The sequence below is a fragment of the Mesorhizobium sp. M4B.F.Ca.ET.214.01.1.1 genome, assembly GCF_004791545.1.
GTDB classification, from domain to species: Bacteria; Pseudomonadota; Alphaproteobacteria; order Rhizobiales; family Rhizobiaceae; genus Mesorhizobium; species Mesorhizobium abyssinicae.
The window spans coordinates 174,986-200,524 of record NZ_SRUX01000010.1; the positions used below are offsets into that span (position 1 = coordinate 174,986).

General features: G+C 65.3%; 20 protein-coding genes. 11 read left to right on the forward strand and 9 right to left on the reverse strand.

Annotated elements, in window-relative coordinates:
- Nucleotides 1–2,004: VCBS domain-containing protein (locus EN857_RS20785; RefSeq protein ID WP_210235145.1), on the reverse strand; the 2,004-nt coding region annotated here is incomplete at its 3' end.
- A gap of 324 nt (nucleotides 2,005–2,328) precedes the next feature.
- Here EN857_RS20785 and EN857_RS20790 point away from each other — a divergent pair.
- Nucleotides 2,329–3,318: a transglutaminase-like cysteine peptidase gene (locus tag EN857_RS20790; RefSeq protein ID WP_135859140.1), complete on the forward strand. Its 990-nt coding sequence runs from the start codon at nucleotides 2,329–2,331 to the stop codon at nucleotides 3,316–3,318.
- 17 nt (nucleotides 3,319–3,335) lie between these two features.
- Here the strand turns inward: EN857_RS20790 and EN857_RS20795 are convergent, their stop codons facing one another.
- Genes EN857_RS20795 through EN857_RS20810 form a run of 4 tightly spaced genes read right to left on the reverse strand, consistent with a single transcriptional unit; the run spans nucleotide 3,336 to nucleotide 8,887 of the window.
- Complete coding sequence (locus EN857_RS20795; RefSeq protein WP_245478319.1) at nucleotides 3,336–3,974, reverse strand: ribbon-helix-helix domain-containing protein; 639 nt, start codon at nucleotides 3,972–3,974, stop codon at nucleotides 3,336–3,338.
- Nucleotides 3,964–5,253, reverse strand: a complete 1,290-nt coding sequence (locus EN857_RS20800) for an HlyD family type I secretion periplasmic adaptor subunit (protein ID WP_127285477.1) — start codon at nucleotides 5,251–5,253, stop codon at nucleotides 3,964–3,966. The genes EN857_RS20795 and EN857_RS20800 overlap by 11 nt, the downstream gene beginning before the upstream one ends.
- A gap of 14 nt (nucleotides 5,254–5,267) precedes the next feature.
- Complete coding sequence (locus EN857_RS20805) at nucleotides 5,268–7,400, reverse strand: type I secretion system permease/ATPase (RefSeq protein ID WP_135859142.1); 2,133 nt, start codon at nucleotides 7,398–7,400, stop codon at nucleotides 5,268–5,270.
- A 29-nt stretch (nucleotides 7,401–7,429) separates the two neighbouring features.
- The gene (locus tag EN857_RS20810; RefSeq protein WP_128273918.1) at nucleotides 7,430–8,887 is read right to left on the reverse strand and encodes a TolC family protein; all 1,458 of its coding nucleotides are present in this window, start codon (nucleotides 8,885–8,887) and stop codon (nucleotides 7,430–7,432) included.
- A 558-nt stretch (nucleotides 8,888–9,445) separates the two neighbouring features.
- Here EN857_RS20810 and EN857_RS20815 point away from each other — a divergent pair.
- The 3 genes from EN857_RS20815 to EN857_RS20825 all read left to right on the forward strand — a co-directional run bounded on the left by EN857_RS20815 (nucleotide 9,446) and on the right by EN857_RS20825 (nucleotide 11,510).
- A complete protein-coding gene (locus tag EN857_RS20815) occupies nucleotides 9,446–10,759 on the forward strand; it encodes an NAD(P)H-dependent oxidoreductase (protein ID WP_135859144.1) in 1,314 nt (437 codons plus the stop codon).
- Between the two features lie 116 nt (nucleotides 10,760–10,875).
- Nucleotides 10,876–11,118: a type II toxin-antitoxin system VapB family antitoxin gene (locus EN857_RS20820; protein ID WP_127284521.1), complete on the forward strand. Its 243-nt coding sequence runs from the start codon at nucleotides 10,876–10,878 to the stop codon at nucleotides 11,116–11,118.
- The gene (locus EN857_RS20825; RefSeq protein WP_135859146.1) at nucleotides 11,118–11,510 is read left to right on the forward strand and encodes a type II toxin-antitoxin system VapC family toxin; all 393 of its coding nucleotides are present in this window, start codon (nucleotides 11,118–11,120) and stop codon (nucleotides 11,508–11,510) included. The genes EN857_RS20820 and EN857_RS20825 overlap by 1 nt, the downstream gene beginning before the upstream one ends.
- A gap of 2 nt (nucleotides 11,511–11,512) precedes the next feature.
- Here the strand turns inward: EN857_RS20825 and proC are convergent, their stop codons facing one another.
- The 3 genes from proC to EN857_RS20840 form a co-directional block, all read right to left on the reverse strand.
- Nucleotides 11,513–12,328, reverse strand: coding sequence for a pyrroline-5-carboxylate reductase (proC, locus tag EN857_RS20830; protein WP_135859148.1), 816 nt, complete (start codon nucleotides 12,326–12,328; stop codon nucleotides 11,513–11,515).
- Nucleotides 12,329–12,400: 72 nt separating this feature from the next.
- A complete protein-coding gene (locus EN857_RS20835; protein WP_127284524.1) occupies nucleotides 12,401–13,720 on the reverse strand; it encodes an O-antigen ligase in 1,320 nt (439 codons plus the stop codon).
- Nucleotides 13,689–14,687 (reverse strand): glycosyltransferase, encoded by a 999-nt coding sequence (locus tag EN857_RS20840; RefSeq protein ID WP_127392855.1) that lies wholly within the window; start codon nucleotides 14,685–14,687, stop codon nucleotides 13,689–13,691. Before EN857_RS20840 ends, EN857_RS20835 begins: the two co-directional genes overlap by 32 nt.
- 171 nt (nucleotides 14,688–14,858) lie before the next feature.
- Here EN857_RS20840 and EN857_RS20845 point away from each other — a divergent pair, with 171 nt between their 5' ends.
- From EN857_RS20845 to EN857_RS20855, 3 genes are read left to right on the forward strand one after another with little or no spacing between them, the layout of a single operon-like run.
- Nucleotides 14,859–16,031 carry a glycosyltransferase family 4 protein gene (locus tag EN857_RS20845; RefSeq protein WP_127284526.1) on the forward strand — a complete coding sequence of 391 codons (1,173 nt, stop codon included), beginning with the start codon at nucleotides 14,859–14,861 and terminating at the stop codon, nucleotides 16,029–16,031.
- On the forward strand, nucleotides 16,028–16,810 hold the full coding sequence (locus EN857_RS20850; RefSeq protein ID WP_127284527.1) for a WecB/TagA/CpsF family glycosyltransferase: 783 nt from the start codon (nucleotides 16,028–16,030) through the stop codon (nucleotides 16,808–16,810). Before EN857_RS20845 ends, EN857_RS20850 begins: the two co-directional genes overlap by 4 nt.
- Nucleotides 16,807–17,730, forward strand: a complete 924-nt coding sequence (locus EN857_RS20855) for a DUF6492 family protein (RefSeq protein WP_135859151.1) — start codon at nucleotides 16,807–16,809, stop codon at nucleotides 17,728–17,730. Before EN857_RS20850 ends, EN857_RS20855 begins: the two co-directional genes overlap by 4 nt.
- Nucleotides 17,731–17,742: 12 nt before the next feature.
- On the opposite strand, the gene EN857_RS20860 is transcribed toward EN857_RS20855, so the two are convergent.
- Nucleotides 17,743–19,038 (reverse strand): lipopolysaccharide biosynthesis protein, encoded by a 1,296-nt coding sequence (locus EN857_RS20860; RefSeq protein ID WP_127284529.1) that lies wholly within the window; start codon nucleotides 19,036–19,038, stop codon nucleotides 17,743–17,745.
- 204 nt (nucleotides 19,039–19,242) lie between these two features.
- Between EN857_RS20860 and EN857_RS20865 the strand changes: the two genes are divergently transcribed.
- The 4 genes from EN857_RS20865 (at nucleotide 19,243) to EN857_RS20880 (ending at nucleotide 25,509) form a co-directional block, all read left to right on the forward strand.
- On the forward strand, nucleotides 19,243–21,606 hold the full coding sequence (locus EN857_RS20865; RefSeq protein ID WP_135859153.1) for a Wzz/FepE/Etk N-terminal domain-containing protein: 2,364 nt from the start codon (nucleotides 19,243–19,245) through the stop codon (nucleotides 21,604–21,606).
- A gap of 209 nt (nucleotides 21,607–21,815) precedes the next feature.
- The gene (folD, locus tag EN857_RS20870; protein WP_128346721.1) at nucleotides 21,816–22,715 is read left to right on the forward strand and encodes a bifunctional methylenetetrahydrofolate dehydrogenase/methenyltetrahydrofolate cyclohydrolase FolD; all 900 of its coding nucleotides are present in this window, start codon (nucleotides 21,816–21,818) and stop codon (nucleotides 22,713–22,715) included.
- Between the two features lie 16 nt (nucleotides 22,716–22,731).
- The gene (locus tag EN857_RS20875; RefSeq protein WP_126056467.1) at nucleotides 22,732–23,730 is read left to right on the forward strand and encodes a GlxA family transcriptional regulator; all 999 of its coding nucleotides are present in this window, start codon (nucleotides 22,732–22,734) and stop codon (nucleotides 23,728–23,730) included.
- A 114-nt stretch (nucleotides 23,731–23,844) separates the two neighbouring features.
- Nucleotides 23,845–25,509: a VWA domain-containing protein gene (locus EN857_RS20880; protein ID WP_135859155.1), complete on the forward strand. Its 1,665-nt coding sequence runs from the start codon at nucleotides 23,845–23,847 to the stop codon at nucleotides 25,507–25,509.
- Nucleotides 25,510–25,539: the final 30 nt, after the last annotated feature.

Here is a 25,539-nt window from a genome sequence, read left to right on the forward strand (position 1 = left end):
GCCGGGCGCCGCGCCGTCGGCGCCGAGCACGTCAGGCGTTCCGTCGCTCAGCACATTGCCCGAGACCTGCGCGCCTTCCGAGACGCTGTTGGTGTTGGCATAGGCCGATGGCACGTCGTCGACGATGTTGGCGGAGAGCGTGCCATTGGTGCTCTGGCCGTCCATGTCGGTCAGCGTGACCGTGAAGTTCTCGAACAGGCTGTTGGTGCTCTGCCCGGTGGCATGCGCCTCGTTGTCGTTGAGCGTGTAGGTATAGCTGACCACGCCGGTGCCGGCGTTGTAGCCGGTCACCGTCAGCGTGTTGCCGAGCGCGGTCGTGAACGAGCCGCCGGTGAAGGTGCCGTTGGTAATGAAGGCGTGGCCGTCGATCGCCAGCGAGGCGATGCCGTCGGGCGAATTGATGTTGAAGGTGCCCGCGCCCGTCTCAGCCGCGCTTGCCGGATCGGATCCGGGACCGCCCGGCGTGCCGACGTTCAGCGCCGCTTCATTGACGATCACGTCGCCGCCATTGGCCTCCGGCGTCAGATTGGAGATCTCTGGCGTCGAGTTGCCGATCGAGATCGTCAGCGTCGTGTGCGAGGTGTCGCCGTCGCCGTCCTTGATCGTGTAGGTGAAGACGTCGTTGACGCCGCCGGGCGTGCCGGCGTCGCGCACATAGGTGTAGGAGCCGTCGGCGTGCAGCGTCAGCTTGCCGTATTCGCCCTGGATCGGCGTATTGAGCGTGCCCGTGTTGTCCAGATCGGCATTGGTCGTGCCCTTGGCGACGCCCACAACCGTCGCGCCATCGGCGCCCTGGACGTCGGCAACGCCGTCCGTCGTGTTGGTGTCGGCGGCGTCGGTTCCGCCGGTGAGCACATTGCCGGTCGCCGGACCGAACTGGCCGGCCGCGATGCTGTCGGTGTCGGCGACCGCCGTCGGCACGTCGTCGATGATCGCGACGGCAAAGGTGGTGCTGGCCGTATCGCCGTCGACATCCGTGACGGTGATGCTGAAATTGTCCGGAACCGTATCGTTGGGATCGTATGCGTTGGTGTGATCGGGATGGGTGACCGACTCGGTCACCGTGTAATTGTATTCGATGGCACCGGTGACCGGGTTGAAGGACACGATCGTGATGTAGCCGAACTGACCCTGGATCTGCTGCCCGACGCCACTGACCGTGACGCCGTTGATGACGATCGACCCGATTCCGTCAGGCGCGTCGACGGTGATCGTGCCGATGCTCGACGTTTCGGCGTTGCTCGGCGCGTCGCTGCCGGGCGACTGCGACGGACCGCCGTTAATGCCGGTTTCGCTGGCTGCCTCGTCGGGGGTGAGCAGCGACACCGCCACCACCGAAACGCCTCTGTCCACGACATTGGGGAAGAGTTCGCGCCGCTCGAGCTGGCCGAACTGCAGGGCCGTCGGCGGCAGCAGAGCCGACAGGCCGAAGCCGTCGCCGATGCCGCCGGGGGGAACGGAGAAGTTTCCGCCCGCGCTGTTCGGCGAACCATTCCCGGATCCGGCCGACATCGAGCCGTCGGCGCCGAAGGCGACGTCGACATGGCTTGCTTCCAGCGCCGCGATCAGGGCGACGCGCGGCACCTCGACATCGCCGAGGATGAAGGTCGGCACGTTGAGGGCGCCGTCCTTGATGACGATCTGCGACCCGTCGGGCTGCACGAGCACGAGGTTGTGGCCATCGACCTTGATGTTGTCGATCGAGACATTGGCCGGAAGCCTGACGACGTTGCCGGCATCGGCCACATAGTCATGCGCCGCGCCCGCCGGTGCGTTTGCCGCTGCCGCGCCTGCTGCGGGCGGCTTGGCCGCCGGCGCTTCGGGCTGCACCGGTGCGCCGCTGCCGACGTCGACCGGCACCGGATCCGCCGGCGCGGCCTGCCCCGTCGAGGCTGCCTGCGCGACCTGGATCTCCTGCGCCGGTGTCAGTCCGGCATGTTCGCTGGATGCTCCATGTGCGTCAAAGGAACCTGAAACGTTGTCCAAATCGATATTGGTCGTCATGGCTTGAAACCCCTCCGGTATTTCCCGGAAAGAGACAGGGACGACCTTGTCTTTGCAACCGTCTCTCAATCTGCTTCATATACGCGAATATACGGACTTTTGTATTTTTTACGCATGGTAAACCTTCGAGGTATAACCTGATATGCATGCCGTCTTCTGGAGCCAGCTTGGTCGGCGACGGGCGGCGGGGTTTCATAAATATAAGTATAAATAAGAATAAAATTTTAGATAAAGTAGCTAAAACAGATTTCGCTAAATTTATCCACCTTCATTTCCAATAATTTGAGACGGGATTGATAGCGTCCACAGTCAAAGGTGGGCGTCATGAAAACACAAAAGATCGTCCTGGGGAACGCCGGGCTCAAGATTCTCCTGCTGGCAATGGGGCTCTCCAGCCTGCCGCTGCCGGCATCGGCGAGCGCCATGCCGGGTGATTCGGCCTCGCCCGCCGCGCCGCTCGAAGGGCTCCGGGCGCCGCTCAGCCTGGGCGGTGTTTCGCTGGCCAGATACCAGCCCTGGCAGCCCGCCGCGTCATACCGGATCGAAATGATCTCCGCCGCCTACAGCTTCGCCGAGGTCGACCGCTCGGCGGCCTCGTCGGCGGCGCAAGCCGATGCCGGCATCGACCCGATACAGACGGCCGCGATCATTCCGGGTGTGTTCGGCTCGGTCGCCCTGTCGATGCGCAACTTTCCGGTCGCGGCGCGCTGGGCGCCCGTCTACAAGGCGATCGTCGGCTGTGCGGCCGACACCGGCTGCGAGCGCAAGAACGCCGCCTTTGCCGCGATCGTCGATGCCGCCAAGGCAAAGGGGTTCAGCGACAGGCTGGCCTTCGTCAACACCAGCATCAACCGCCTGATCGCCTACCGCAAGGACAGTGTCGTCTACGGCAAGATGGACTATTGGGCGAAGCCCTCGGAAATCCTCGAGCGCCGGGCCGGCGATTGCGAGGATTTTGCCATTCTCAAGATGACGGCGCTGCTCGAGGCGGGCATTCCGGCGCAGAGCATGTCGCTGGTCGTCCTCCAGGACCGCAAGCGGAAATTCTTCCACGCCGTGCTATCGGTGAGCACTGCCAGCGGCGCCTTCATCCTCGACAGTCTGGGCAACGCCGTCAGGCGCGAGAGCGACCTGCCCGATTATGTCCCGCTCTATTCCTTCAGCATGGACCGGGCCTGGATCCATGGCTCAAGGACCGGCGGCGCCGAGATGGCCGACATCAAGGGCGGCTTTGCCACCGTTGCCCCCGGCGAGGGCCTGGAGCCGGCGATGGTATCCAGGGACTCAGCCCCGACCCGCATGGGCCCGCGCTGAGCAGTCTGCTCGGGCGGTCAGCCGTTGAAGACGAAAGCCATCAGCAATTCCGGCTCCGCCACCGGCGCGCGCACCACGTTGAGCTGGCCCCGGTAGCGCCGCTCGCCGACGCCGATGACGAAGCCGGTGTTGACCGGCGTCTCGCCATTCGCCTCGAGCCTGGCGAAGATATCGGCCACGTTGAGGTCGAGTGCCAGCTTCAGGTCATGCCGCGCATCGTCGTTCGGCGCCGTCGGCAGCTGGCGCTTGACCAGTTGCTGGAACGGCGCGTTGAAGGTCAGGATCTTCTTCGACGAGGACAGCGCGAAGGCCGGCGACGGGCAGGCGACCAGTATGGCGGTGATCGTCCTGATCGAGGCGAGCTTGCGCAGGCTCAGGTTTTCGTCAGCCATTCCGCGCATGCAGGCAACCCTGATCGCCGATGTCAGGTTCCCTTGTTCGGCATGGGCGATCTCGTCGACCAGCATGCCGATGGTGCATTTGCGGCTTTCGGCCATTTGCTTCAGCGTCACCCAGAAGGCGCGCTCGAGGCGGATGCCGCGGCGCACGCCGCCGCGCGCCACGACGCGGAATTCCGGCCCGAAATCCTCGGCCGTCAGCGGCAGGAGCAGCCGCTCGCCCTGGTGGGGGACGGCAGGTATGATGCTATCGCTCACTCATAGCCTCCTCGCGCGCCTTGTTGATCGGCTTCAAGAGATAGGTCAGGATCGTCTTGCGCCCGGTCTTGATGTCGACCGAGCAGATCATGCCGGGGATGATCGAATAGGCCTTGCCGTCCCTTTGCAGCGTCGACTTCTCCGTCGCGACCCGCACCTGGTAGTAGGGTTCGCCGGTCTTCTGATCGACCAGGCTGTCGGCGGTGATGTTCGAGACCTTTCCCTCTATGCCGCCGAAGATCGAGAAGTCGTAGGCCGTGACCTTGATCAGCGCTTCCTGGTCGGGCCGGATGAAGGCGACGTCGCGCGGCGAGACCCGGGCTTCGACCAGCAGGGTTTCCGAGGTCGGCACGATGCCGGCCACCACCGCGCCCGGCTGGACGAAGGCGCCGACGGTGTTCAGGTCCAGCGTGTTGACGATGCCGTCCACCGGCGAGCGGATATCGGTGCGCGCCACCTTGTCGGTGGCGCCGCGAATGGTTTCTTCGACGACTGAAAGATCGGCCAGTGCCTGGGTGAGGTCGTCCAGAGCTTCCTGCTGAAGCTGCAGGCCGAGCTCGTCCACCTGCAGCTGCGCTTCGGTGATCGCCGCCTTGGCCTTCTTGATGGTCTCGCCGGCGAGATTGAGCTGGCCGTTGAGCTCGGTCTGCTCGCGCTCGACGCGGAGCTGCTCGGTCTTGGCCATCAGGCCCTTCTTGACCATGGATTCGACCAGCTTCGCCTCCTGGTCGCTGACGACCAGGTTTTTCGACAGGCGGTCGAAATTGGCGGTCGCCTCGTCCAGTTCCTTCTCGCGCTGTTCGAGGCGGGACTTGAGCACCGACAGCTTGTTGTCGAAATTGCCGCGCCGGGCGACGAGCAGCTTCTGCTCATTGTCGCAGATTTCCGGGGCGACCGACTGGATATCGGCCGGGCACGGGAAGGGACCCGAAATGTTGCCGCCCTGCTCGTATTTGAGCCTGGCGATGCGTGCCTGCAGCGCGCGCGCCTTGGCCTGCTGTTCGCCAAGGCTGGAGGTGTTCATCGTATTGTCGAGGCGAATGATGAGGTCGTTCTTCTTGACGACCTGGCCGATCTTGACGGCGATCTCCTGGACCACGCCGGCCTCGCTGGCCTGGATGATCTGGGTCTTGGACGCGGGTATGACCTTGCCGTCGCCGCGCGCGATCTCGTCGACTTCGGCGAACGAGGCCCAGCCGACGAAAGCGACGAACAGCGCCGCTATGATGTATATCGATGCCGACGCGAAAAACGGCGGACGATCTTCTCTTGCAAGCATCTACCCAGTCCCAATCAGGCGCTCGACTTCTGCAGCGCCTGGATGACTTGTTCCTTCGACCCGTCGGCGACGATCTTGCCCTGGTCGATGACAATGAGGCGGTCGGCGAGCTCCAGCATGCTGAAGCGGTGGGTCGACACGATCAGTGTCGTATTCCGCTCGAAAGCCACTTTGAGCTGCTTGATCAGCTGCCGTTCCGAGGCAAGGTCCATCGACCCCGACGGTTCGTCGAGAAAGACGATCTTCGGCTTGGTCAGCAGCAGGCGCGCGATCGCCACCGCTTGCCTCTGGCCGCCCGACAGATTGGTGCCGCGCTCGCCGACATTCATGTCGTAGCCACGCGGATGACGGGAAACGAATTCGTCGACGCCGGCGGCCTTGGCGGCCTCGATGATCTCCTCGTCGCTCGCCTCCGGCGCCGCCATCAGAAGGTTTTCCTTGATGGTGCCCGAAAACAGGTCGCCGGCCTGGGCGACGATCCCGACCGCGGCGCGCACCTCCGAGGGGTGGTATTGGCGAATGTCGATGCCGTCGACGAGCAGCTCTCCCGAGGTCGGCAGGAAAAGCCGGCCGATCAGGCGTCCCATCGTCGTCTTGCCCGAACCGATGCGGCCGATGATGCCGACCCGCTCGCCCGGCTTGATCGAGATGTTCAGCCCGCTCAGAACCTCGGTATCGGAGCCGGGATAGACGAAGCCGACATTCTTGAACATCATCGCGCCGCTGCGGATCGGGCGGTTGACGAAGCCCACCGTATCCGGCCGGTCCTCCGGCTGCGCCATGATCGAGTTGATGATCCGGAGCGACAGCATGGCCTGGCGGAATCGGGAGAGCGTGATGGCGATCTGGCCGAGCGGCGCCACCGCCCGGCTCGCCAGCATGACCGTGCCGAGGATCGCGCCCGTCGAGACATAGCCCTCGGAGAAGGCATAGGCGCCGGCCACGACCAGGGCGACGGTCACCAGCTGCTGGATGGAGCCGGTGATGTTGCCGGCGGCGGCCGAAAGCTGCTTGATCTTCTCCGAGGTGTTGGCGGCGTTCTTCGAATGCTCGCCCCATTTGCGCAGCAGATAGGCCTCGGCGCGAAGCGACTTGATCGTCTCCAGCGTCGAAATGGACTCGACCAGCAGCGCCTGGCGCTGCGCGGCCTCGTTCATCGAGGCGGCGACGCGCTTGCCGATCCGGCGCTGCGTCACCAGGCCGACGATGACGGAGATCACGAAGGCCAGCGCCGGGATGATCACCAGCCAGCCGCCGATGGCGTAGATGACCAGCAGGAAGACGAAGACGAAGACGGTGTCGATGAAGACGCTGATGGTGTTGGAGGTGAAGAACTCGCGCACGAATTCATACTGGGTGACGCGGTTTGCGTATTCGCCGGTTGAACCGGGACGTGCCGACAGCGAGGAGTTCAGCACCTTCTCGAACAAAAGATAGGATATCCTCAGGTCCGCCTTGCGCCCGGCATAGTCGATCAGCGAGGCGCGCGCCGTCTTCAAGAGCAGGTCGAACAGGATGACGGCGGCGATGCCGAGCGCCAGCACCCAGAGCGTCGCGACCGCCTTGTTCGGTAGGATCCTGTCGTAGACGTTCATGGTGAAGATCGGCGAGGCGATGGCCAGCACGTTGATGAAGATCGCCGACAGCACGACCTTCGAATAGGTGCGCCAGAACGCGCCCATGGTTCCGGTCAGCCAGTGCCGCCTTTCGATCTTCGCCGCCGAGCCGACCTTCATCGCCTCGGTGGTGTTGGCATAGGTGATCGAGAACGACGCGCCGCCGCTGATGTAGCTTTCGGCCAGCTCGGACTTGCTGATCGTGGTGCGTCCGTTTTCCTGCGGCGCGGTGAGATAGTCGCCGCTGTCGATTTCCGCCAGCAGCGCGACCGGCAACTGGCTGACGCGAAACACGATCGCCGGCAGGTCGATGCGTCCACGCATGAAGTCGCGATGGTTGAACTCGCTGACCTCCAGGCCGATGCGTTCGGCAAGGTGCCTGATATCGCCGACCTCGATGCGCGACTCCGCGATCGGAACCCCGGCAAACAGCACGGTTTCCGCGCTCGGCCTGCCGAGATACGCCGCAATCGCCGAGAAGCAGGCCTTGAAAGCCTCCTTGGGCGACAGGATATTGGGCTGCTGATTCACGATCCGCCCCGAAGGACCAGCGATCGATGTTACATCGGCTGCTTCTTCCTCACCGGCGCGAGGATGTCGAACGGCAGATCGTTCTTCTGCTCCGACGGGGTCCGCGCATAGGTTTCGGTATCGGCGGTTTCCGGCACGCCGAACTCGGTTCGGGCATAGGCCGTCGACTGCTTCGCCGGCTGGATGTTCATCGTCTTCAGCAGCTCACCTGTCGCCGCCAGCAGCCGGTACTGGGCGAAAAGCGAGGCATAGGACGCGGTGTCCGCCAGCGTCGCCGTGTTGAAGCGCGTGTTCTGCGCATCGAGCACGTCGAGCAGCGATCTCTGGCCGACCTTGAACTGCTCGCGATAGGACCCGACCAGCCTTTCGTTGGCGGCGGCCTGCTGCTTCAGGGTCTTCGCCAGATCGGCTTGCCGGAAGCGGCGGTCCCAGGAGGTGCGGACCGCTTCCTCGATCTCGCGCAGGACCTGATGCAGGGCAAGGCGCTGCTCGCTGGTGCGGCGGATCTGCTCCTGCTCGTTGGCCTTGTCGATGCCGCCGCGATAGAGGTTCCAGCGCAGCACCACCCGCGCCTGCAGGTCGGTGGTGTCGCCATCGCTGCCGTCAATATCGGAACCGGCGCGGGCGCGGCCCTCGGCGATGATCGACGGTCCGAATTTCGCCCGTGCGGCGTCCACCAGCGAGGCGGCGGCGTCGATATCGCTGTTGGCCATGTGGACGCGCGGATTGTTCTCGCGCGCCAGTCCGATCGCCTCGTCGAGCGACCGCGGCAGCGCGGCGGAGACATCGCCCGGCCGCGAAGCATTGGTCAGCGGCTTGCCAACGGTCTTGAAGAACCGGATCTTGGCCGCCTCCAGTTCCTCCGTGGCCTCCTGCATGCGCGCCTTGGCGGCGAACAGCCGCTCCTCGGCCTGCTGCCGGTCGGCCTCGTTCAGCGCGCCGCCGGCGATGCCTTGCTGGATGTCGCCGAGAATGGCCTGATGGAAGCCGAGGTTCTTTTTCGCCTCGGCAACGATCGAACCCTGCAGCATGTATTCGAGGTAGTCCTGGACCACCGAGAGCCCGATGAATTCGGACCGCTCCAGAACTCGGAACGAGGCGCCGTCGACGCGTGAGGCCTGGCGGTTCAATTCGGCTCGCCGTCCACCGCTGTCGTAGAGCGTCTGCGAGATCGTCAGATCGGTTTCGGCCGGATAGAGCGCGTCATCCTCGATGGAAAGGGCGCGCCGGTCCGGATTGTCGAGACGGCGGACACCGGCCGATGCTTCGGCATCGACACTGGGAAGGTAGAGACCCTTCGCCTGCCGCAACTCGAATTCGATTGCTTCGCGGTTCTGGATGGCCTGGCCGATCTCCGGATTGGATTCGACCGCGACTGCAATGGCTTCCTTGAGTGTGAGCGCGCTGGCAGTCCCACAAGCCAGCATCGAAACTGTGATGGCAAGCGCAATACGCCAGCCAACGGTGACCTTACCCGTCCTGTTCATTTTAACCCCGTGACTTTTATCCCAGCGCCCTTGTTTTTTTGTAGGCGCTTTTTGCCCAAGCCTGCCACCGGAGCTTGGGACGAGTATCTACCAGATTTTTCGAGGATGTGAGCACTTAATGAAATAGGGGCCGCCGAAAGCGGGGATTCCCGTCATTACACACGGCGGTTGTAGCAAAAATGGCACAGAAAGTAGGGGCCGCTGCTCGACATTTGGCGCGAAAGGAACGCCAGTTGCCTTGAAAGGAGCACAAGTACCCGCCCCGCAAGCAAAGTACAAAACCGCGTCCACCTAGAATCGCGACCGGCGCGGATCGATGTTTCGGCTTTGGCAGGGCGGCGCGCTTTCGGGGCACGGCGCGAAGACTTGCCTGGGTCGGTCATCATGATGCCATGTGCTGGCGTAAGAACGCGCCATGCGGACGGAAAACCGCGGCGCGCTTTTCCTGGAATTGCGCTAAATCCCAGAGAAATTGTCGCCGTTTTGCCGGTTTCATTGGCAATGAAGGGCGGTTGCCTGTTATTGCCGCTTCAAATCAAAAAGCATGGACGTTTCCGCATGACCAATGTCGCCCTGACCGGGCTTGCCCGCGATCTCGCCAGACGGACCGCCGAGGGCCGTCCGGTGCGTATCGGCGTCATCGGCTCCGGCGAGATGGGCACCGATCTGGTGACGCAAGGCATGCTTATGCCCGGCATTTCGGTCGCAGCCATCTCGACGCGGCGCCCGCACACCGCCCGCGAGGCGATCCGCATCGCCTATGGCGACGAGGCGATGGCGGCCGAGGCCGACATCGCCTCGAAGGTCAGCCAGGCGATCGAGGGCGGCAAGATCGCCATCACCTCGAATGAGATGCTGGTCACCAATCCACTGATCGACGTCGTCATCGACGCAACAGGGAAACCCGGCGTCGCCGCCGATTTCGACCTGATGGCGATGGAGCACGGCAAGCATCTGGTGATGATGAATGTCGAGGCCGACGTCACCATTGGCTGCTATCTGAAACAGCAGGCCGACCGGCTCGGCGTCGTCTATTCGGTCGGCGCCGGCGACGAGCCGTCGAGCTGCATGGAGCTGATCGAATTCGCCTCGGCGCTCGGCTACACCATCGTCTCGGCCGGCAAGGGCAAGAACAATCCGCTCAACCATGACGCGGTGCCCGACGACTACCGCGAGGAGGCGCTGCGCCGCAACATGAACCCGCGCATGCTGGTCGAGTTCGTCGACGGCTCAAAAACCATGGTCGAGATGTGCGCCATCGCCAACGCCACCGGTCTGGTGCCGGATGTTCCGGGCATGCATGGTCCCAAGGCCGACCGCGACGAACTCGCCAAAGTGCTGATCCCGAAGGAGAATGGCGGCATCCTGTCGAAGAAGGGCGTCGTCGACTACACGATCGGCAAGGGCGTGGCGCCCGGCGTCTTTGTCATCGTCGAGGCGACGCATCCGCGCGTCATCGAGCGCATGGACGACCTGCATGTCGGCCACGGTCCCTATTACAGCTTCTTCCGGCCCTATCACCTGACCTCGCTGGAAGTGCCGCTGACCGCCGCCCGCATCGTGCTCCACGGCCGGCCCGACATGGTGCCGCTGCCGAAACCGGCGGCCGAGGTCTGCGCGGTGGCAAAGCGCGATCTGACAGCGGGCGAGACCTTCGACGCCATCGGCGAGACCTGCTACCGCTCCTGGACGATGACGGTCACCGAAGCCCGCGCCAGCCGCGCCGTGCCGGTCGGCCTGCTCGAGGGCGGCAAGGTGCTGAAGCCGGTCCGAAAGGGCGAATTGCTGACGGCGGACAATGCCGCGCCCGATGAGACGACCAGACTGTACGCTCTGCGCCGCAAGCAGGACGAGATGCTGTACGGGGCTTGAGATCCTCCAAATATCGGGACTCTCACCATGCTGCCTCAGGCGCGTGACGTTACGTGCTGGCCTTGCCATGACAAAGTGACTATACTGTAGTGACAAGGACGCTTTGGAACCGGCAGATGAATCTCCAGATCAGGGATCCGCGCGCACGCGAATTGGCAAGACGGCTTGCCGAGAAGCGCAAGATTTCGATGACTGAGGCGGTTATCGAAGCTCTCGAATCCGAATTGCAGCGTGAACGTCAGCGCATCCCACTCGCCAAACGGCTCGCCGTCATCGCCGAGGACTTCCGGGCCAAGGCAGGCCAGGGCGGCCGGGCTATGAGCAAGGACGAGATCGACGAGATGTGGGGACATTCCTGATGTTCGTCGACACCTCGGTGGTTGTCGCTATTCTATCGGGAGAACAGGACGCCGACGAATGGAGTAACCGGATCGAGCAAGCGCCGAGCAGGATGACCTCAGCACTTATGGTGCTCGAAGCGGCTATGCGTCTGTCTACCAAGCTTTCGGTCGAGCCGCTGGTTGCCGAGACGGTGATCGGGGCGTTCCTGCACGAGGCCAATATCGAGATTGTACCGATCGGCGCCGGCGAAGCCAGACTCGCGGTCAAGGCCTTTTCAGACTATGGCAAGGGGCGTGGGCATCCAGCCCAGCTTAACCTTGCCGACTGCCTCTCCTTTGCCTGCGCGAAAAGTCACGGCATGCCGCTGCTCTACAAGGGCAACGATTTCTCGCGAACCGATCTCGCTTAGTTTCATTTCCCGAGCTCTATCGACCTCAGCCGCGCCGCTTCCACCGCTTCGGTCAAAAGCTTGGTCAGCCGTTCCTCGCCCATCAGCACGGCGAGCGCTGCGGCCGTCGTGCCGTTCGGGCTGGTCACCTGCTGGCGCAGCACGCCGGGATCCTCGTGGCTTTCTGCGGCGAGCGAGGCGGCGCCATAGACCGTCTGCATGGCGAGCAGGCCGGCGGTCCTGGCCGGCAGCCCGGCCTTCTCGGCCGCAGCCGTCAGCGCCTCGATGAAATGGAAGATGTAGGCCGGCCCGGAACCGGACACCGCCGTCACCGCGTCCATCAGGCCCTCGTCGTCGATCTCGGCCACTTGGCCGCTGGCCGACAACAGGTCGGCGACGAAACGCTTCGTCTCGTCCGACACAAGCGGGTTGGAGAACACCACCATCATGCCCTTGCCGATGGCGGCCGGCGTGTTCGGCATGCAGCGCACGATCGGCGCGCTGTCGCCCAATATGCTCGTGAACGTGGCGACCGGTGTGCCGGCGGCAACGCTGAGGAAGGTGGTGCGGCCATCGCCGAAACGCGTGTAGGCGGCGGTCACTTCGCGGATCACTTGCGGCTTTACCGCGATGACGGCGAGGGAAGGCACCGCATCGGCTGGAATTCCGGCGGCATCGGCGGCGACGCCGCAGCCCAGCGCCTCGGCCCGCTTGCGCAGATCGTCATTGGGCTCGACCACGAATACGGATTGCGGTGCAAGCTTGCCGGATTTCAGCCAGCCCGAGAGCATGGCGAAACCCATATTGCCACAGCCGGCGAGAACAAGCCTGATCGTCATTTGGAAGCCTCCGCAGGAACGGCCTTCCCATAGACGCTTGCGGCGTGCCGGGAAAGCCCCGTCGAAGCCAGGTCAGGAAGGGCGGCGCACCGCCAGCGGCCGCAGCGACACCTGCCTCAACCCGAGCACGCTGAGCACGAAGAACAGCCAGACTGGGTCGGCGCGGCGGAAGAAGAAGCTTTCGAGGAAGCCGTTCAGCGCCGCGAACAGCAGCACCATCATGAAGAAATCGCCGAGATAGATGTTCTCCTTGCGCAGCGGGATGCGCATGTAGTCGCGCAGCGGCGCGATCAGGAAGGTGTAGACCGCCACGCAGAGCGCCGGGATCCCCATCAGCACCGCGATGTCGAGATAGCCGTCATGGCCGTGCACGATGGTCCTGATGTCCCAGGGCCGATCGAAGGGCTGATCCTGGTTGAGCAGCAGCGGCGTTCCCCAGAAGCTTTCATAGCCGTAGCCGGTCCATGGCTTCTTCGCCAGCATGTCGCCGGCGAACTCCCACAGCGTCGTGCGCCCGGTATAGGTAAGGTCGGGAAAATAGACAGCCGCCAGGTGCTTCACCGGCGGGATGAAGACGATGCCCAACGTGCCGACCGCCGTGGCGATGATCGCCAGCGCGAACAGGACCGGTGTGCCGAGCCGCATACCGATCAGGCTCGGCAGAACCACGATCAGGATCGAGAACGGCACCAGCCCGACCGTCGTCTTGGAGCCGGTGTGCAGCATGAAGATCATGGCGGCGGCGAAGATGCCGGCGCCCCAGAGCTTGTCGCCGCGCCGGTAGAGGTAGAGGCCAGCGAAGCTGAAGCAGGCCATGATCGGCCCGGCGATGTTCTTGTGGGTGAAGACGCCGCGCCAGAGACCGGCATGTTCGGGTTCCTGCGAGTCGGCCGTGTGCATCGCCTCATGCGGAAAGACGATCAGCCCGACATAGGAGAGGCCGATCACGACGACGGCGGTGAAGATGACGACCTTCGAGAAACTATCGGCGTCGCGCGGCAGCGCCAGGATCGTCGCCATGGTCAGGATGCCGATCAGTGTGAACGAGGCGGCGCGCATCGCCGTCGGCGGGTCGGTCGCCAGCACCACCGACAGCATGAAGCAGCCGAGCATCAGCATCCAGGACGGGCTGAAGAGCGAGCGCGCCACGCGCGGGTCGGCGAAGGCCATCAGCGCGAAGATCGAGATCGCGCCGAGCGAGCTGAAACCCAGCTGATTGACGATGTCGCCGCCCTGGCCCGTCAACTCGGCGCCGGCCGGCTGGAAGGGCCGGAACGACACCAGGATGACGGTGAACAACAGCGCAGCGATCGCGGTCGCCACGCCCGCGCGGGTGAATGCCGCGCTGAGCGGCGCCCGCTCAGTTCTTCTCAGGCTGTCGGTATTGCTCATTGGCATATCCGAATTCGGCCATCACACGGCCAAGCGCGACATGGACGGGGTAGAGCGCCGTCGCCAACGATCCCGTCCGCGCCAGCCTGACGGCGCCGCGCAGCGGCGAGGCGGCAAGCAGCGCCAGGCTCTTGGCGAACACTTTTGCGCCGGCAAGCGGAGTGCCGGCGCGCTTCTTCTTCTCGACCAGCGTCGAGATGACGCCGTTGCGCAGGCTGCGGGCGCGGATCCAGTCTGCCTCGACGCGCCGGGCGGGCACCGTTTCGTGCACTTTGGCCTCGGCGCACCAGCCGAGCACGAAACCCTTGGCGGCCGCACGGCTGAGGAAATCGGAATCGCCGCCGCCCATGAAGTTGAAGCGGAGGTCGAGGAAGGGCGGGCCCATGGCGGTCAGCACATGGCGCCCGACCAGCAGGTTGCCGGACGAATAGAGCGCGGCAACCCGTCCGGTCTCCCGGTGGGGCGGCGCGAACACCGGGTGCTCGGCCCATCTGGCATGCGCCGGCTCAGCGAACACCGGCACCTGCGGGCCGCCGACGATGTCGGCGCCGAGCGTTTCAGCTGCCCTGCACATGCGCTCCAGCCAGTCGGGGTCGGCGATTTCGTCGTCGTCGATGACCAGCAGGTGCCGAAAGTTGGGAAAATGCAGGATCGCCGTTTGCCATCCGGCATTGTAGGCGCTGCAATTGCCGCGCTCATGCGCGACGATGACAAGACCTGACATCTCGCCGCGCTCGAAGGACGGGATCACGGCTTTGGCGCCGTCGCGCGCCTCGGCCTCGTTCTCCATCACGATGACGGCGAAGCGTCTCGCGGTCCGCTGCGCCTTCAGCGACGCCAGCGTCGCCAGCACCTGTTCCGGCCGCTTGAAGGTCGGCAGCGTGACGACCGCCTCGATCGTCTCGGCGGCAAGCCCAGGCGAGCGTCCCGCGATCGATACAGAACCGTCCGATGGCAAGGGGATCATGCGCTCCAGCCGCAAGGGGTGATTTTGGCCCTCGATAGCATCGCGATGATAACGTTTCGTTAATCACCTTTCACGGCGGGGTCCGCGAAACCGAGACTCCCGGTGACGATCGGGTTCACTTAATCAAGGGTTCACCCCGCTTTGCTATCTGGGTTGCACTGGATAGGTGAGATGCATCTGCTGTTCGCCACATCGATCGTGCCCGACGGCGCTCTCGCTTCGGGCTATGAGATTGCCAACGCCGCGATCATCGACGCGTTGCGGCGCGCCGGCGTGCGCGTCACCGTGGTTGGCTTCAATTGGCCGGGAAAGCCCGCGGCCGATCCCGACAACACCATCGTGCTCGGCGCCGTCGACGTGCGTACCGAAAGCGCAGCGCCGCTGCAGAAGCTCGCCTGGGTGGCCAAGGCGATGGTCTCCGGCCTCACCTTCGCCTCGGCCAAGCTGCGTGTCGTTTCCGATGCCGAGGTCCGTGCCGCGATCGGGCGCGCCGGCCCGGTCGACGGCTATGTCCTGAACTCGGTGCAGTTCGCCGGCGCCTTCGAGACGCTCTTCGGCGACCGGCCGTCGATCTTCGTCGCTCATAATGTCGAGCACCGCTCGGCCGAGGAGAACGCCGCCAATGCGCGAAGCCTGCTCCAGCGGTTCCTGTTTCGCCGCGAGGCGAGGCTGCTCAAGGTCATGGAAGAGCGGCTCTGCCGCCAGGCGCGCTTCGTCTTCACCCTGGCCGAGGAAGACCGCGCGGCATTGGGCGTCGCCTCCGCCGATCGCTCGGCCGTGCTGCCGCTGGTGACCCGCACCCTTGCGCCGGCGCCGGCCGGTTCGCGGCGCATCGACTGTGACGCTGCCCTGATCGGCACCTGGACCTGGCAGCCGAACCGCATCGGGCTCGACTGGTTCCTGCAAAAGGTCGTACCGCACCTGAGGCCCGATTTCCGCATCAGGATCGCCGGCGGCATGCCCTCGGGCATCACGTCCACCCATCCCGGCGTCGAATTCGTCGGCCGCGTGCCCGACGCGCAGGACTTCGTGCGCGCCGCCGCCGTCATTCCGCTGATCAGCACCGCCGGCAGCGGCGTGCAGCTCAAGACCATCGAGACTTTCGAGCTCGGCCTGCCGTCCGTCGCCACCAGCCGCTCGCTGCGCGGCATCGGCCATCGCCCGGACAATTGCGTCGTCACCGACGATCCGATCGCCTTTGCCGCCGCGCTCGAGGCCGCCGCCGCGAAGGGCAGGGATGTCGATGGCAGCGCCTTCCATCGCCGGCAGGTCAAGGCGCTCGATGCCGCGATCAGGCTCGGCCTGGAGAAGCTCGGTGCGGTCCGGCAGGAGGCGTTCGCATGAACATGCACGCCACCCGCAAGGCGTTCGGGTCCGACACGTTGAAGACCATCCTCGGCATTCCCGTGCTCGCCATCCGCTGGGACGACGCGATCGCGCTGCTGACGCGGCTGGTCGCCGAGCGGCGCTTCACCAAAGTCAGTTTCCTCAATGCCCACAATGCCAACATCGCCTGCACCGATCCGGTCTTCGCCGAGGCGCTGGACGATTTCCTCATCCTGCCCGACGGCATCGGCGTCGACATGGCGGCCAAGCTGCTCTACGGCGCGCCGTTTCCGGACAACCTCAATGGCACCGACTTCGTGCCTGCCTTCCTGCAGGCCTCGTCGCGGCCGCTGACCGTCGGCCTGCTTGGCGCTACCCGCGTCAACGCCGAGGCGGCATCGGTCAAGCTTGCCGCGCTCGCCGTGCAGCACAGGTTCGTGGTCATCCATGACGGCTATTTCTCCGCCGCCGAGGAGCCGACGATCGTCGACAGGATCGCTGCCTTGCGGCCGGACGTGCTGCTCGTCGCCATGGGCGTGCCGCGCCAGGAATTGTGGATCGCGCGCCACATCGATGCCCGCCACTGCACGTTGCCGATCGCCGTCGGCGCGCTGCTCGATTTCCTGAGCGGCACGGTGCCGCGCGCGCCGCCGTGGATGCGCCGTCTCAGGCTCGAATGGCTGTTCCGGCTGCTGATCGAGCCAGGTCGCCTCTGGCGCCGCTACGTCGTCGGCAATCCGCTGTTCCTGTGGCGCGTCGCCAGGCAGAAACTCTCGGGCGCCGGAGCGCGTCCTTGAACAGCCGCTTCGTCCCGGGTGCAGCGACAGAAGTCCAGCGGCTTCCGCAGGCGCCGACGGCCGCGGTGGTGACCGCCAGCTACGCGCCGGATTTCGAGCGCTGCCGGCTGCTGTGCGAGACGATGGACCGGCAGCTTTCCGGTGTCGCGCGCCACTACATACTGGTCGAGCATCGCGACGTGGCGCTGTTTCGCCAATTGGAGAACGCCCGCCGCATCGTCGTCGACGAGCGCGATCTGCTGCCGCGCTGGCTGCATGTCCTCGACGACCCGCTCAGCCTGTTTCGCCGCCGCGTTTGGCTCAGCCTGAAGACCCAGCCGCTGCGTGGCTGGCATGTGCAGCAGCTCCGCCGCATCGCCATCGCCGCGCACGCGGCGGAGGACGTGCTGATCTTCTGCGATTCCGACGTCGCCTTCCTCCGGCCGTTCGACGCGAACGCCTTCTGGCGCGACGGCAAGGTGCGGCTGTTTCGGCGCGACGGCGTCCTGGCGAATGATGGCCATGACGAACATCGCATCTGGTCGCGCAATGCCGGCGCGACGCTCGGCATCGACGCCTCGAAAGTCTCCGCCCAAGACTACATCTCGACGCTGATCGCCTGGCGCCGCGAAACCGTGACGGCGATGTGCGACCGGATCGAGAAGCTGCATGGCCGCGACTGGGTCGCGGTTCTCGGCTCGGCGCGCCGGTTCTCCGAATGCATGATCTACGGCCGCTATGTCGACGAGGTGCTGGAGGGGGCCGGCCATTTTCACGGTTCGGAAGAATTCTGCCGCGTCCACTGGACCGGCGAGGCGCTGTCGGACGATGACTTCCGCCGTTTCGTTGCCGGCATGGCGCCCGAACAGGTGGCGATCGGCATGCAGTCCTTCATCGGCACCGACATCGGCCGCATCCGCCGCCTGATCGGGCTCGACTAGCCCAGGCAGGAATTAGATGGCCTTGGCCGGCCTGCGCATCGCCGAGTAAGTGAGAAACGCCGAGGCGAGATAGAGCAGCAGGAAGACGACGTTGAGCGACAGCACCAGATTGGAGGTGTCGGCGATCGTCGTCAGCACATAGATCAGGAGCACCGCCTTGAGCCCGGCAAGCAGGCCGAGATTGAGCGCCCGGACGGCGGTCTGGCCGCGCGCGAACAGCAACTCGGCCTGGTATTCGACCAAATTGCGCAGGCCGGGCACGCAAATGGCCAGCGCCACTAGCGGCGCCGCCTCCGCGACGTTCCTGCCCAGCGCGTTGGGGAAGAAATGCAGCACAATGCCGAGCGCGGCGAGCGCCAGCGTCGAGACCAGAAACACGCCGCCCTCGATGCCGCTCTTGACGGCCAGCCGCGACAAGAGCTCCGGTGCCCGCATCATCCGCTGCACCAGCATCATCGAGAAGGTGCGGATCGGGATCGCAGTCAGGTCGACGAGGCGCATGATGATGGCGTAGATGCCGGCGAGATGGGCGCCGCCGATCGACAGCACCAGAAGCTTGTCGAACTCCATCTGCAGGTAGAACAGCACCTCGGCGCCGGCGACATAGACGGAATCGGCGAGCCGCCTGAGATAAAGCTCGATGCGCAGCCGCAGCCGCTGTCGCGGATAGAAGAAGCCGAAGGCGATGACGAGCGAAGCCGCGTTGGCGCCGATATAATACCAGGACCAGACGCCGACGCTGTGCTGCGCCGCCAGCATGAACAGCACCGCGCCGAGCGCCCTTAGCGCCGTCGCCAGGATCGCCAGCACGGCGGCCCGGCCGAACTTGCCGAGCCCGTTGTTGACGATCAGCGCCACCTCGACCGGCCGCCACAGCAGCGCTTCGGCGAAAACGACAGCGGCGAAGACGGGCAGCGGCACGGCGCCGGCGAAGAAAATCAGGTAGACGACGTAGGATGCCGCCGCCAGCACCGGCAGTGAGACGGCGCCGAGCAGCAGGAAGCCGGCGGTGAAGGCGCCGATCAGATTGGGGCGGATCGTGGCGGTGCGGTAGAGCGCCGAGATAAAGCCGAAGGCGAGGATGCGCGACAGCATGACGCCCGCCGCCGAAGCGGTGGCGAACATGCCGAATTCGGCGATCGACAGCGTGTTCGCGAGCGCGATGAAATAGGCGAGCGAGAACACCAGCCGCCCGCCCGCGCCGCTGATCGCCGAGAAATAGTCGAAAACCAGCTTCCGGCGCGCGGCCACGAAGGCGCCGATCCGGGCGAGGCTCCGCCTCTGCTCTATGTCGCTGGCTTGGGTCATAGGTGCGCCGGACCATAGGCCGGAAAGCTTAACGTGCCGTTCTGGAGCGGCTTCGATTGCGCTCGAAAACCATGCAATCAAAGCGCGAAAACTCTCCTCTCCGGGACCGAAAAATTAACCTTTTGTTTTCTATGCCTGTTTAGCGTGGCTTAACGATTGGCCGACCGCCTCTCCCAAGCCGCCGAAGAGTAAAGCTCCAAGACAATGGTCGACAGGGACAACCGTGAGGATTGGAGGCGCGAGCGCTCGCTGCTGGCGCTCGGCGAGGCTATGCGCGGTGAGGACGACGCCTCGCTGGTCGCGATCGGCGACCGCGCGAACCAGTCATGGCGCGAGGATGCGGCGGAGCGCCACCGGCTTGCACGCGCGCAGCGCGAGACGCGCTCGGCACCGCCCGCCGAGACCGAGCCGAGCGGCCTTCAGGCCGATCGCGAACCGATCTCTTACGAGACGCGCATCGAGGATGACTGGACCGCGCGAACTGGTTACGCACACACCCATGCGCGCGAGGAGCCGGAGGAACTTTCGCATGGTCGCGCGCCTCAGGCCGCGCTCGATCCGCGACAGGCCTCGAACGCGCGCCGGCCCGCATTCGAGGATGCCGACGACCAGCAGTGGAAGCCGCTGATCGATCCGATGCAGGTCGTGCGCGGCATTGCCCGCTCGAAGGCGCTGATCCTTTCGACGACGATCCTCGGCGCGGCGCTCGGCGTCGCCATCGCTCTGTCGACGCCGAAGAAATACGAGGCCACCGCCGAGCTCATCGTCGATCCCCGCGACCTCAAGCTCACCGATCGCGATCTCACCCAGAACGTGGTCGCGTCCGACGCGACACTGGCGATCGTCGAGAACCAGGTCCGCGTGCTTACCTCCGGCACGGTCCTCAACAAGGTCGTCGACAAGCTCAACCTCACCAACGATCCCGAGTTCAACGGGCAAGGCTCCGGCGGTCTCGGCGTGATGTCGATGATCCGTTCGATCCTGTCGCGCCATGATGCCGGAGCCGCCGACGAGGGCCGCCGCCGTGCGCTCGCCGTCGGCAATCTGGCGGAAAGCCTGTCGGTCGAGCGCGGCGGCAAGACCTTCGTCATCTCGGTCGGCGCCACCACCCAGAATGGCGAGAAGTCGGCGCTCATCGCCAACACGATGACCGACGTCTTCCTGCAGACCTTCGGCCAGATCCAGTCCGACACCGCCGGCCGCGCCACCGACGAGCTGACGGCGCGGCTCGACGAATTGCGCAAGGGCGTCGAGGCGGCCGAGCGCAAGGTCGAGGATTACCGCGCCACGCACGACCTCGTCGACGCGCAGGGCCATCTGATCAGCGACGACCAGATGCTGAAGCTCAACGAGCAGCTTTCCGTCGCCCGCGCCCGCACGCTGGAACTCAACGCGCGGGCGGCTTCGGCGCGTTCGCTCAGCGTCAATTCGGTCCTCAACGGCACCTTGCCGGAGGAGATCAACTCCAACACCATGGGCGAGCTGCGGGCGCAATATGCGGCGCTGAAGCAGGAAGCCGACCGTGCAGCCGTCAGGCTCGGGCCGCGCCATCCCGAACTGCAGGCGCTCAGCGCCCAGCTTGCCGGCGCGCGCGACCGCATCGCCGGCGAATTGCAGCGCATCGCCTCTTCGCTGCAGGTCGACCTGAAGCGCTCCGTCCAGCTGGAGCAGGATCTTGCCTCCCGCCTGGCGCAGGCCAAGGTGCAGAGCGGCGACGTCAACAACGCCCTGGTCTCGCTGCGCGAGCTGGAACGCGAGGCGGCCGCCAAGCGCTCGGTCTACGAGGCTTTCCTGCTGCGCGCCAAGGAGACCGGCGAGCAGAAAGACATCAACACCGCCAACATCAACGTCATCTCCAAGGCCTTCGCACCGCTGGAGGCCAAGGGGCCGTCGCGCGCCATGCTGGCGCTTGCCGGCCTGCTGCTTGGTTTTGCTGCGGGCGTCGGGCTCGGCGGCATGCGCGGCGCCTATGAGAGCCTGCGCGAAACCGCGACCTCGCGCTCACGTCGCCGCGGAAACGAGGACCACAAGCCGGCGGTCGAAGACAAGGTCTATCGGCCGCCACTTCCTGTTCCGCTGCCACGGTCGCAGCCGCGGGCTCCGTCGCCGCCTGCACCAGCGTCCGCAGCGACCACCGGGGCCGAACGTTCGGGGCCGGTTGGCGCGTTGCTTTCGGCAGTGCGCGGGATGATGCCCGGCAAAAGGCAAAAACCCGTCGATCCCGGCAAGGTCACGGAACGTCCCGCGGCCTATCAGCCGCGTCAATTCCAGCAGGATGAGCCGCCTCGGCGGCCGGCCATGCATCCCGCTCAGCGCGCGCAGGCCTCTGATGACGAGCCCGGCTATCGGCCGGCACGGCCCGAACAGACACCGCCGGCTGGCTACTCTCATCCCTTGCCAGCGCAAGCTGGTGGGCAGGGTGCCAATCCTCGGGACCAGCTGGCGCCGCAGGCGCCGGACACCGACGAGCAGCAAGGCCAGATCGACGAGATCCGCGAAAGCCTGCGCGAATTCCGCGAAGCGGTGCGCGAGCTCACCGAAAGCCGTTCGAACCGCCGCTATTTCTAGATCCTGACCCATCCGATAAAAGCGGCCGGTTTCGAGTTTACGGCATGCGACGGCGTTTTGACGGGATTGCCCGCCGGAATTTTCGTGAAAATGCCGCTCGACATGTCGCCCGAACCGCGCGGGTTTCGGGTCTGTGAAACAATGAGACAAGGCGGTCGCATGAATCCCAAGGATGCGACGTGCTTTGATGGAAGAGTTGAAGGTGGTTCATGGCCGAAGTGATTGACGGAAAGAGCGTCGCCGAAGACGTGGTTGGCAAGGTCAAGGCGCTGACCGCGGAACTGGCGGGCAAGGGCGCGACCAAGCCCGGCCTCGCCGTGGTGATCGTCGGCGAGGATCCGGCGAGCCAGGTCTATGTCGCCTCGAAATCGCGCACCGCCAAGGAATGCGGCTTCCACTCGCTGCAGCACACGCTGCCGGCCGAGACCTCGGAGGCCGAATTGCTCAAGATCATCGGTGACCTCAACGCCGACCCGTCGATCCACGGCATCCTGGTGCAGCTGCCGCTGCCCGGCCACATCGATTCCGGCAAGGTCATCCAGACCATCGCGCCGGAGAAGGATGTCGACGGCTTCCACTTCATCAATGTCGGCAAGCTCGGCACCGGCGAGCTGGAGACGGCCTTCGTGCCCTGCACCCCGGCCGGCTCGATGCTGCTGATCGAGCGCGTGCGCGGCAAGGACCTATCCGGCCTCAACGCCGTCGTCGTTGGCCGCTCCAACATCGTCGGCAAGCCGATGGCCAACCTCCTGCTTGCCGCCAACTGCACCGTCACCATCGCCCACAGCCGCACCAAGGACCTGCCGGCGCTTGCCCGCACCGCCGACATCCTGGTCGCCGCCGTCGGCCGTCCGGAAATGGTCAAGGGCGACTGGGTCAAGCCCGGCGCCACGGTCATCGACGTCGGCATCAACCGCATCCCGGCGCCCGAGAAGGGCGAAGGCAAGAGCCGCCTCGTCGGCGACGTCGCCTATGCCGAAGCGGCCAAGGCGGCCGGCGCCATCACCCCGGTGCCCGGCGGCGTCGGGCCGATGACCATTGCCATGCTGATGGCGAACACTGTAGCTTCCGCCTACCTTGCGGCCGGGTTGAAGCGGCCGTCCTTCTGACCGGGAAGCAGCCTACTTGCCGAACCATTCCATTCCCATCGAACGGCCGGTCGCGAACGATTCCGTTCAGGGTGGTCGTCAGTTCGGGTTCCTGCTGGTCGACAAGTTCTCGATGTTCTCGCTGGCCGCGGCGATCGACTGCTTTCGCTCGGCCAACCGCTTGCTTGGCCGCGATGTCTATGGCTGGACGACGATCTCGGCGGATGGCGACGCCGTCATGGCCTCGAACGGCCTGCCGCTGAAGATCGATTATTCCGTCGCCGATATGCCGCCGGTCGACATCCTGTTCGTGTCGGTCGGCCTCTCCATCGAATTCCCGGGCAAGAGCAAGGTGCTGGCGGCGCTGCGCAGCTGGGGCAGGCGCGGCAACGCGCTCGGTGCGCTCTCGGTCGGCTCCTATCTGCTCGCCGAGGCCGGCCAGCTCGACGGCTATCGCTGCACCATCCATTGGGAGAACCGCGCCGGCTTCATGGAGCGTTTCCCGGACATCAACTGCACCGGCAATGTCTTCGAGATCGACCGCAAGCGTTACACCTGCGCCGGCGGCACCACCTCGATCGACCTGATGCTTGAGATCGTGCGCACCGATTTCGGCTCCAACCTCGCCAACGGCGTCGCCAACCAGTTCCAGCACGAGCGCATCCGTTCGGCCGGCGACCGCCAGCGCGTCGGGCCGGAGCGCGACCTCACCGGCAAGTCGGAGAAGCTCAGGCGCATCGTCGAGCTGATGGCCGATCACCTCGACGAGCCGCTGTCGGCGGTGCAGCTCGCGAAGTCGGCTGGCCTGTCGGTGCGCCAGGTCGAGCGCCTGTTCCTGCGCCATTTGAGCGTCACGCCGGGGCGTTACTACATGCGGCTCAGGCTGGAGCGGGCGCGCGAGCTGCTGCGCCAGACCAACATGCCGATCCTCGACGTGGCGATCGCCACCGGCTTCACCTCGCACTCCTATTTCGCGCAGAGCTACCGGCTGCAGTTCGGCCGCCCGCCGTCGGAAGAGCGACGCACCACCTACTGACCAATGAGCCGCCGTCCGTGGTGCCTGTGCGCAAGGCCGCCTGCGGGCTTGTCTCCAAAGGCCGGGTCAAATACCTTCGCGCCGCGGACCAGAGGGGTTTCCTAGGAGAGTTTCATGATGCGATTGGCGCGGAGCGTCGCCACGGCGATCCTCCTTTTGTCGACGACCACGTTTGGCCTTGCCGCCAACAAGGTCATCATCATTCTCGATGCGTCGGGCTCGATGTGGGCGCAGATCGACGGCAAGCCGAAGCTCGAGATCGCGCGCGAGTCGCTGCGCACCGTGCTGCAGTCGGTGCCGGGCGACGACGAGATCGGCTTCATGGCCTACGGTCATCGCCAGAAGGGCAGCTGCGAGGACATCGAGCTGATCGTGCCGCCGCAGGCGGGTTCGGCGAGCGCCATTTCGGCCGCCGCCGACAGCATGAAATTCCTCGGCAAGACGCCGCTGACCGCAGCCGTCAAGCAGGCGGCCGAGGCGCTGAAATACACCGAGGACAAGGCAACCGTCGTCCTCATCACCGACGGGCTCGAGACCTGCGGCGGCGACCCTTGCGCGCTGGGCAAGGAACTGGAGGCTTCCGGGGTCGACTTCACCGCCGATGTCGTCGGCTTCGGCCTGACCGCCGACGAGGGCAAGCAGATCGCCTGCCTCGCCGAAAACACCGGCGGCAAGTATATCCAGGCCTCGGACGAAAAGGCGCTGCAGGAAGCGCTGGTCGAGACCGTGGCGGCGCCGGCCCCGGCGCCTGCCCCCGAACCTGCTCCGGCTCCCGCGCCGGCGCCCGAGCCCGCCAAGCCGGAATTCAATTTCATGCCGAGCGTCGTCCTGGCCGAAGGCGGCCCGGATGTCAGCGACAACAGCAATGCCTGGGAGATCTACAAGGCCAACGCCGACGGCACGCGCGGTGATCAGGTCATGACCGAGTATGGCGAGCTCAAGACCAGTCTCGAGCCGGGCGACTACATCGTCGTCGGTCGCGCCGACGAGGCCAAGGTCGAGCAGAAGCTCAAGGTCGAGGCCGGCCAGGTCTACAAGCCGCTGTTCACGCTGAATGCCGGCACGCTGATCATCCATCCGCACGCCAGCCAGGGCGCCGAGATCAGCGGCGAGGCCCGCGTCGACTTCGCCTATCCGGGCGGCAGCACCACCCATTATGGCGACGCCAAAGCCACGGTGCCGGCGGGCGAGCAGAAGGTGACGGTGCAGATCGGCGCCGGCACGGTGACCGAGACCGTTCAACTGGCCGCCGGGCAGACCGTCGAAAAGGATATCGTCGTCGGCGTCGGCCATGCCGTGCTCAATGCCTACTACACGGCGGGCGGCGACAAGGCCGACAATTCGGGCATGGGCTTCGAGATCGTCAAGGCCAAGAAGAAGATCGACGGCACGCGCGAAAGCGTCGAGCACTCCTACGGGCCGGACAGCAAGTTCTGGCTGCCGCCGGACGACTATGTCGCGATCACCACATTCGACATCGCCGTCGTCGAGCAGCCCTTCAGCATCAAGGCCGGCGACAACCAGGACGTCAAGGTGACGCTCGATGCCGGCGTGCTCGCCATGTCGGCGCCCGGCGCCTATTCCATCGAGGTGCTGTCGTCGAAGAAGGACATCGAGGGCAAGCGCAAGTCGCTTGGGCTAAGCTATGGCGACAGCTGGCAGCAGACCATTCCGGCCGGCGACTATGTCGTCGTGCGCCACGCCTCCGACCAGGGTCAGGACAAGGAGACGCCGGTGACCGTCAAGGCCGGTGAACGCGCCGAGGTTACCGTCCAGTAGGCACTGCGGCGTCTTCGGGAAACAAAAGGG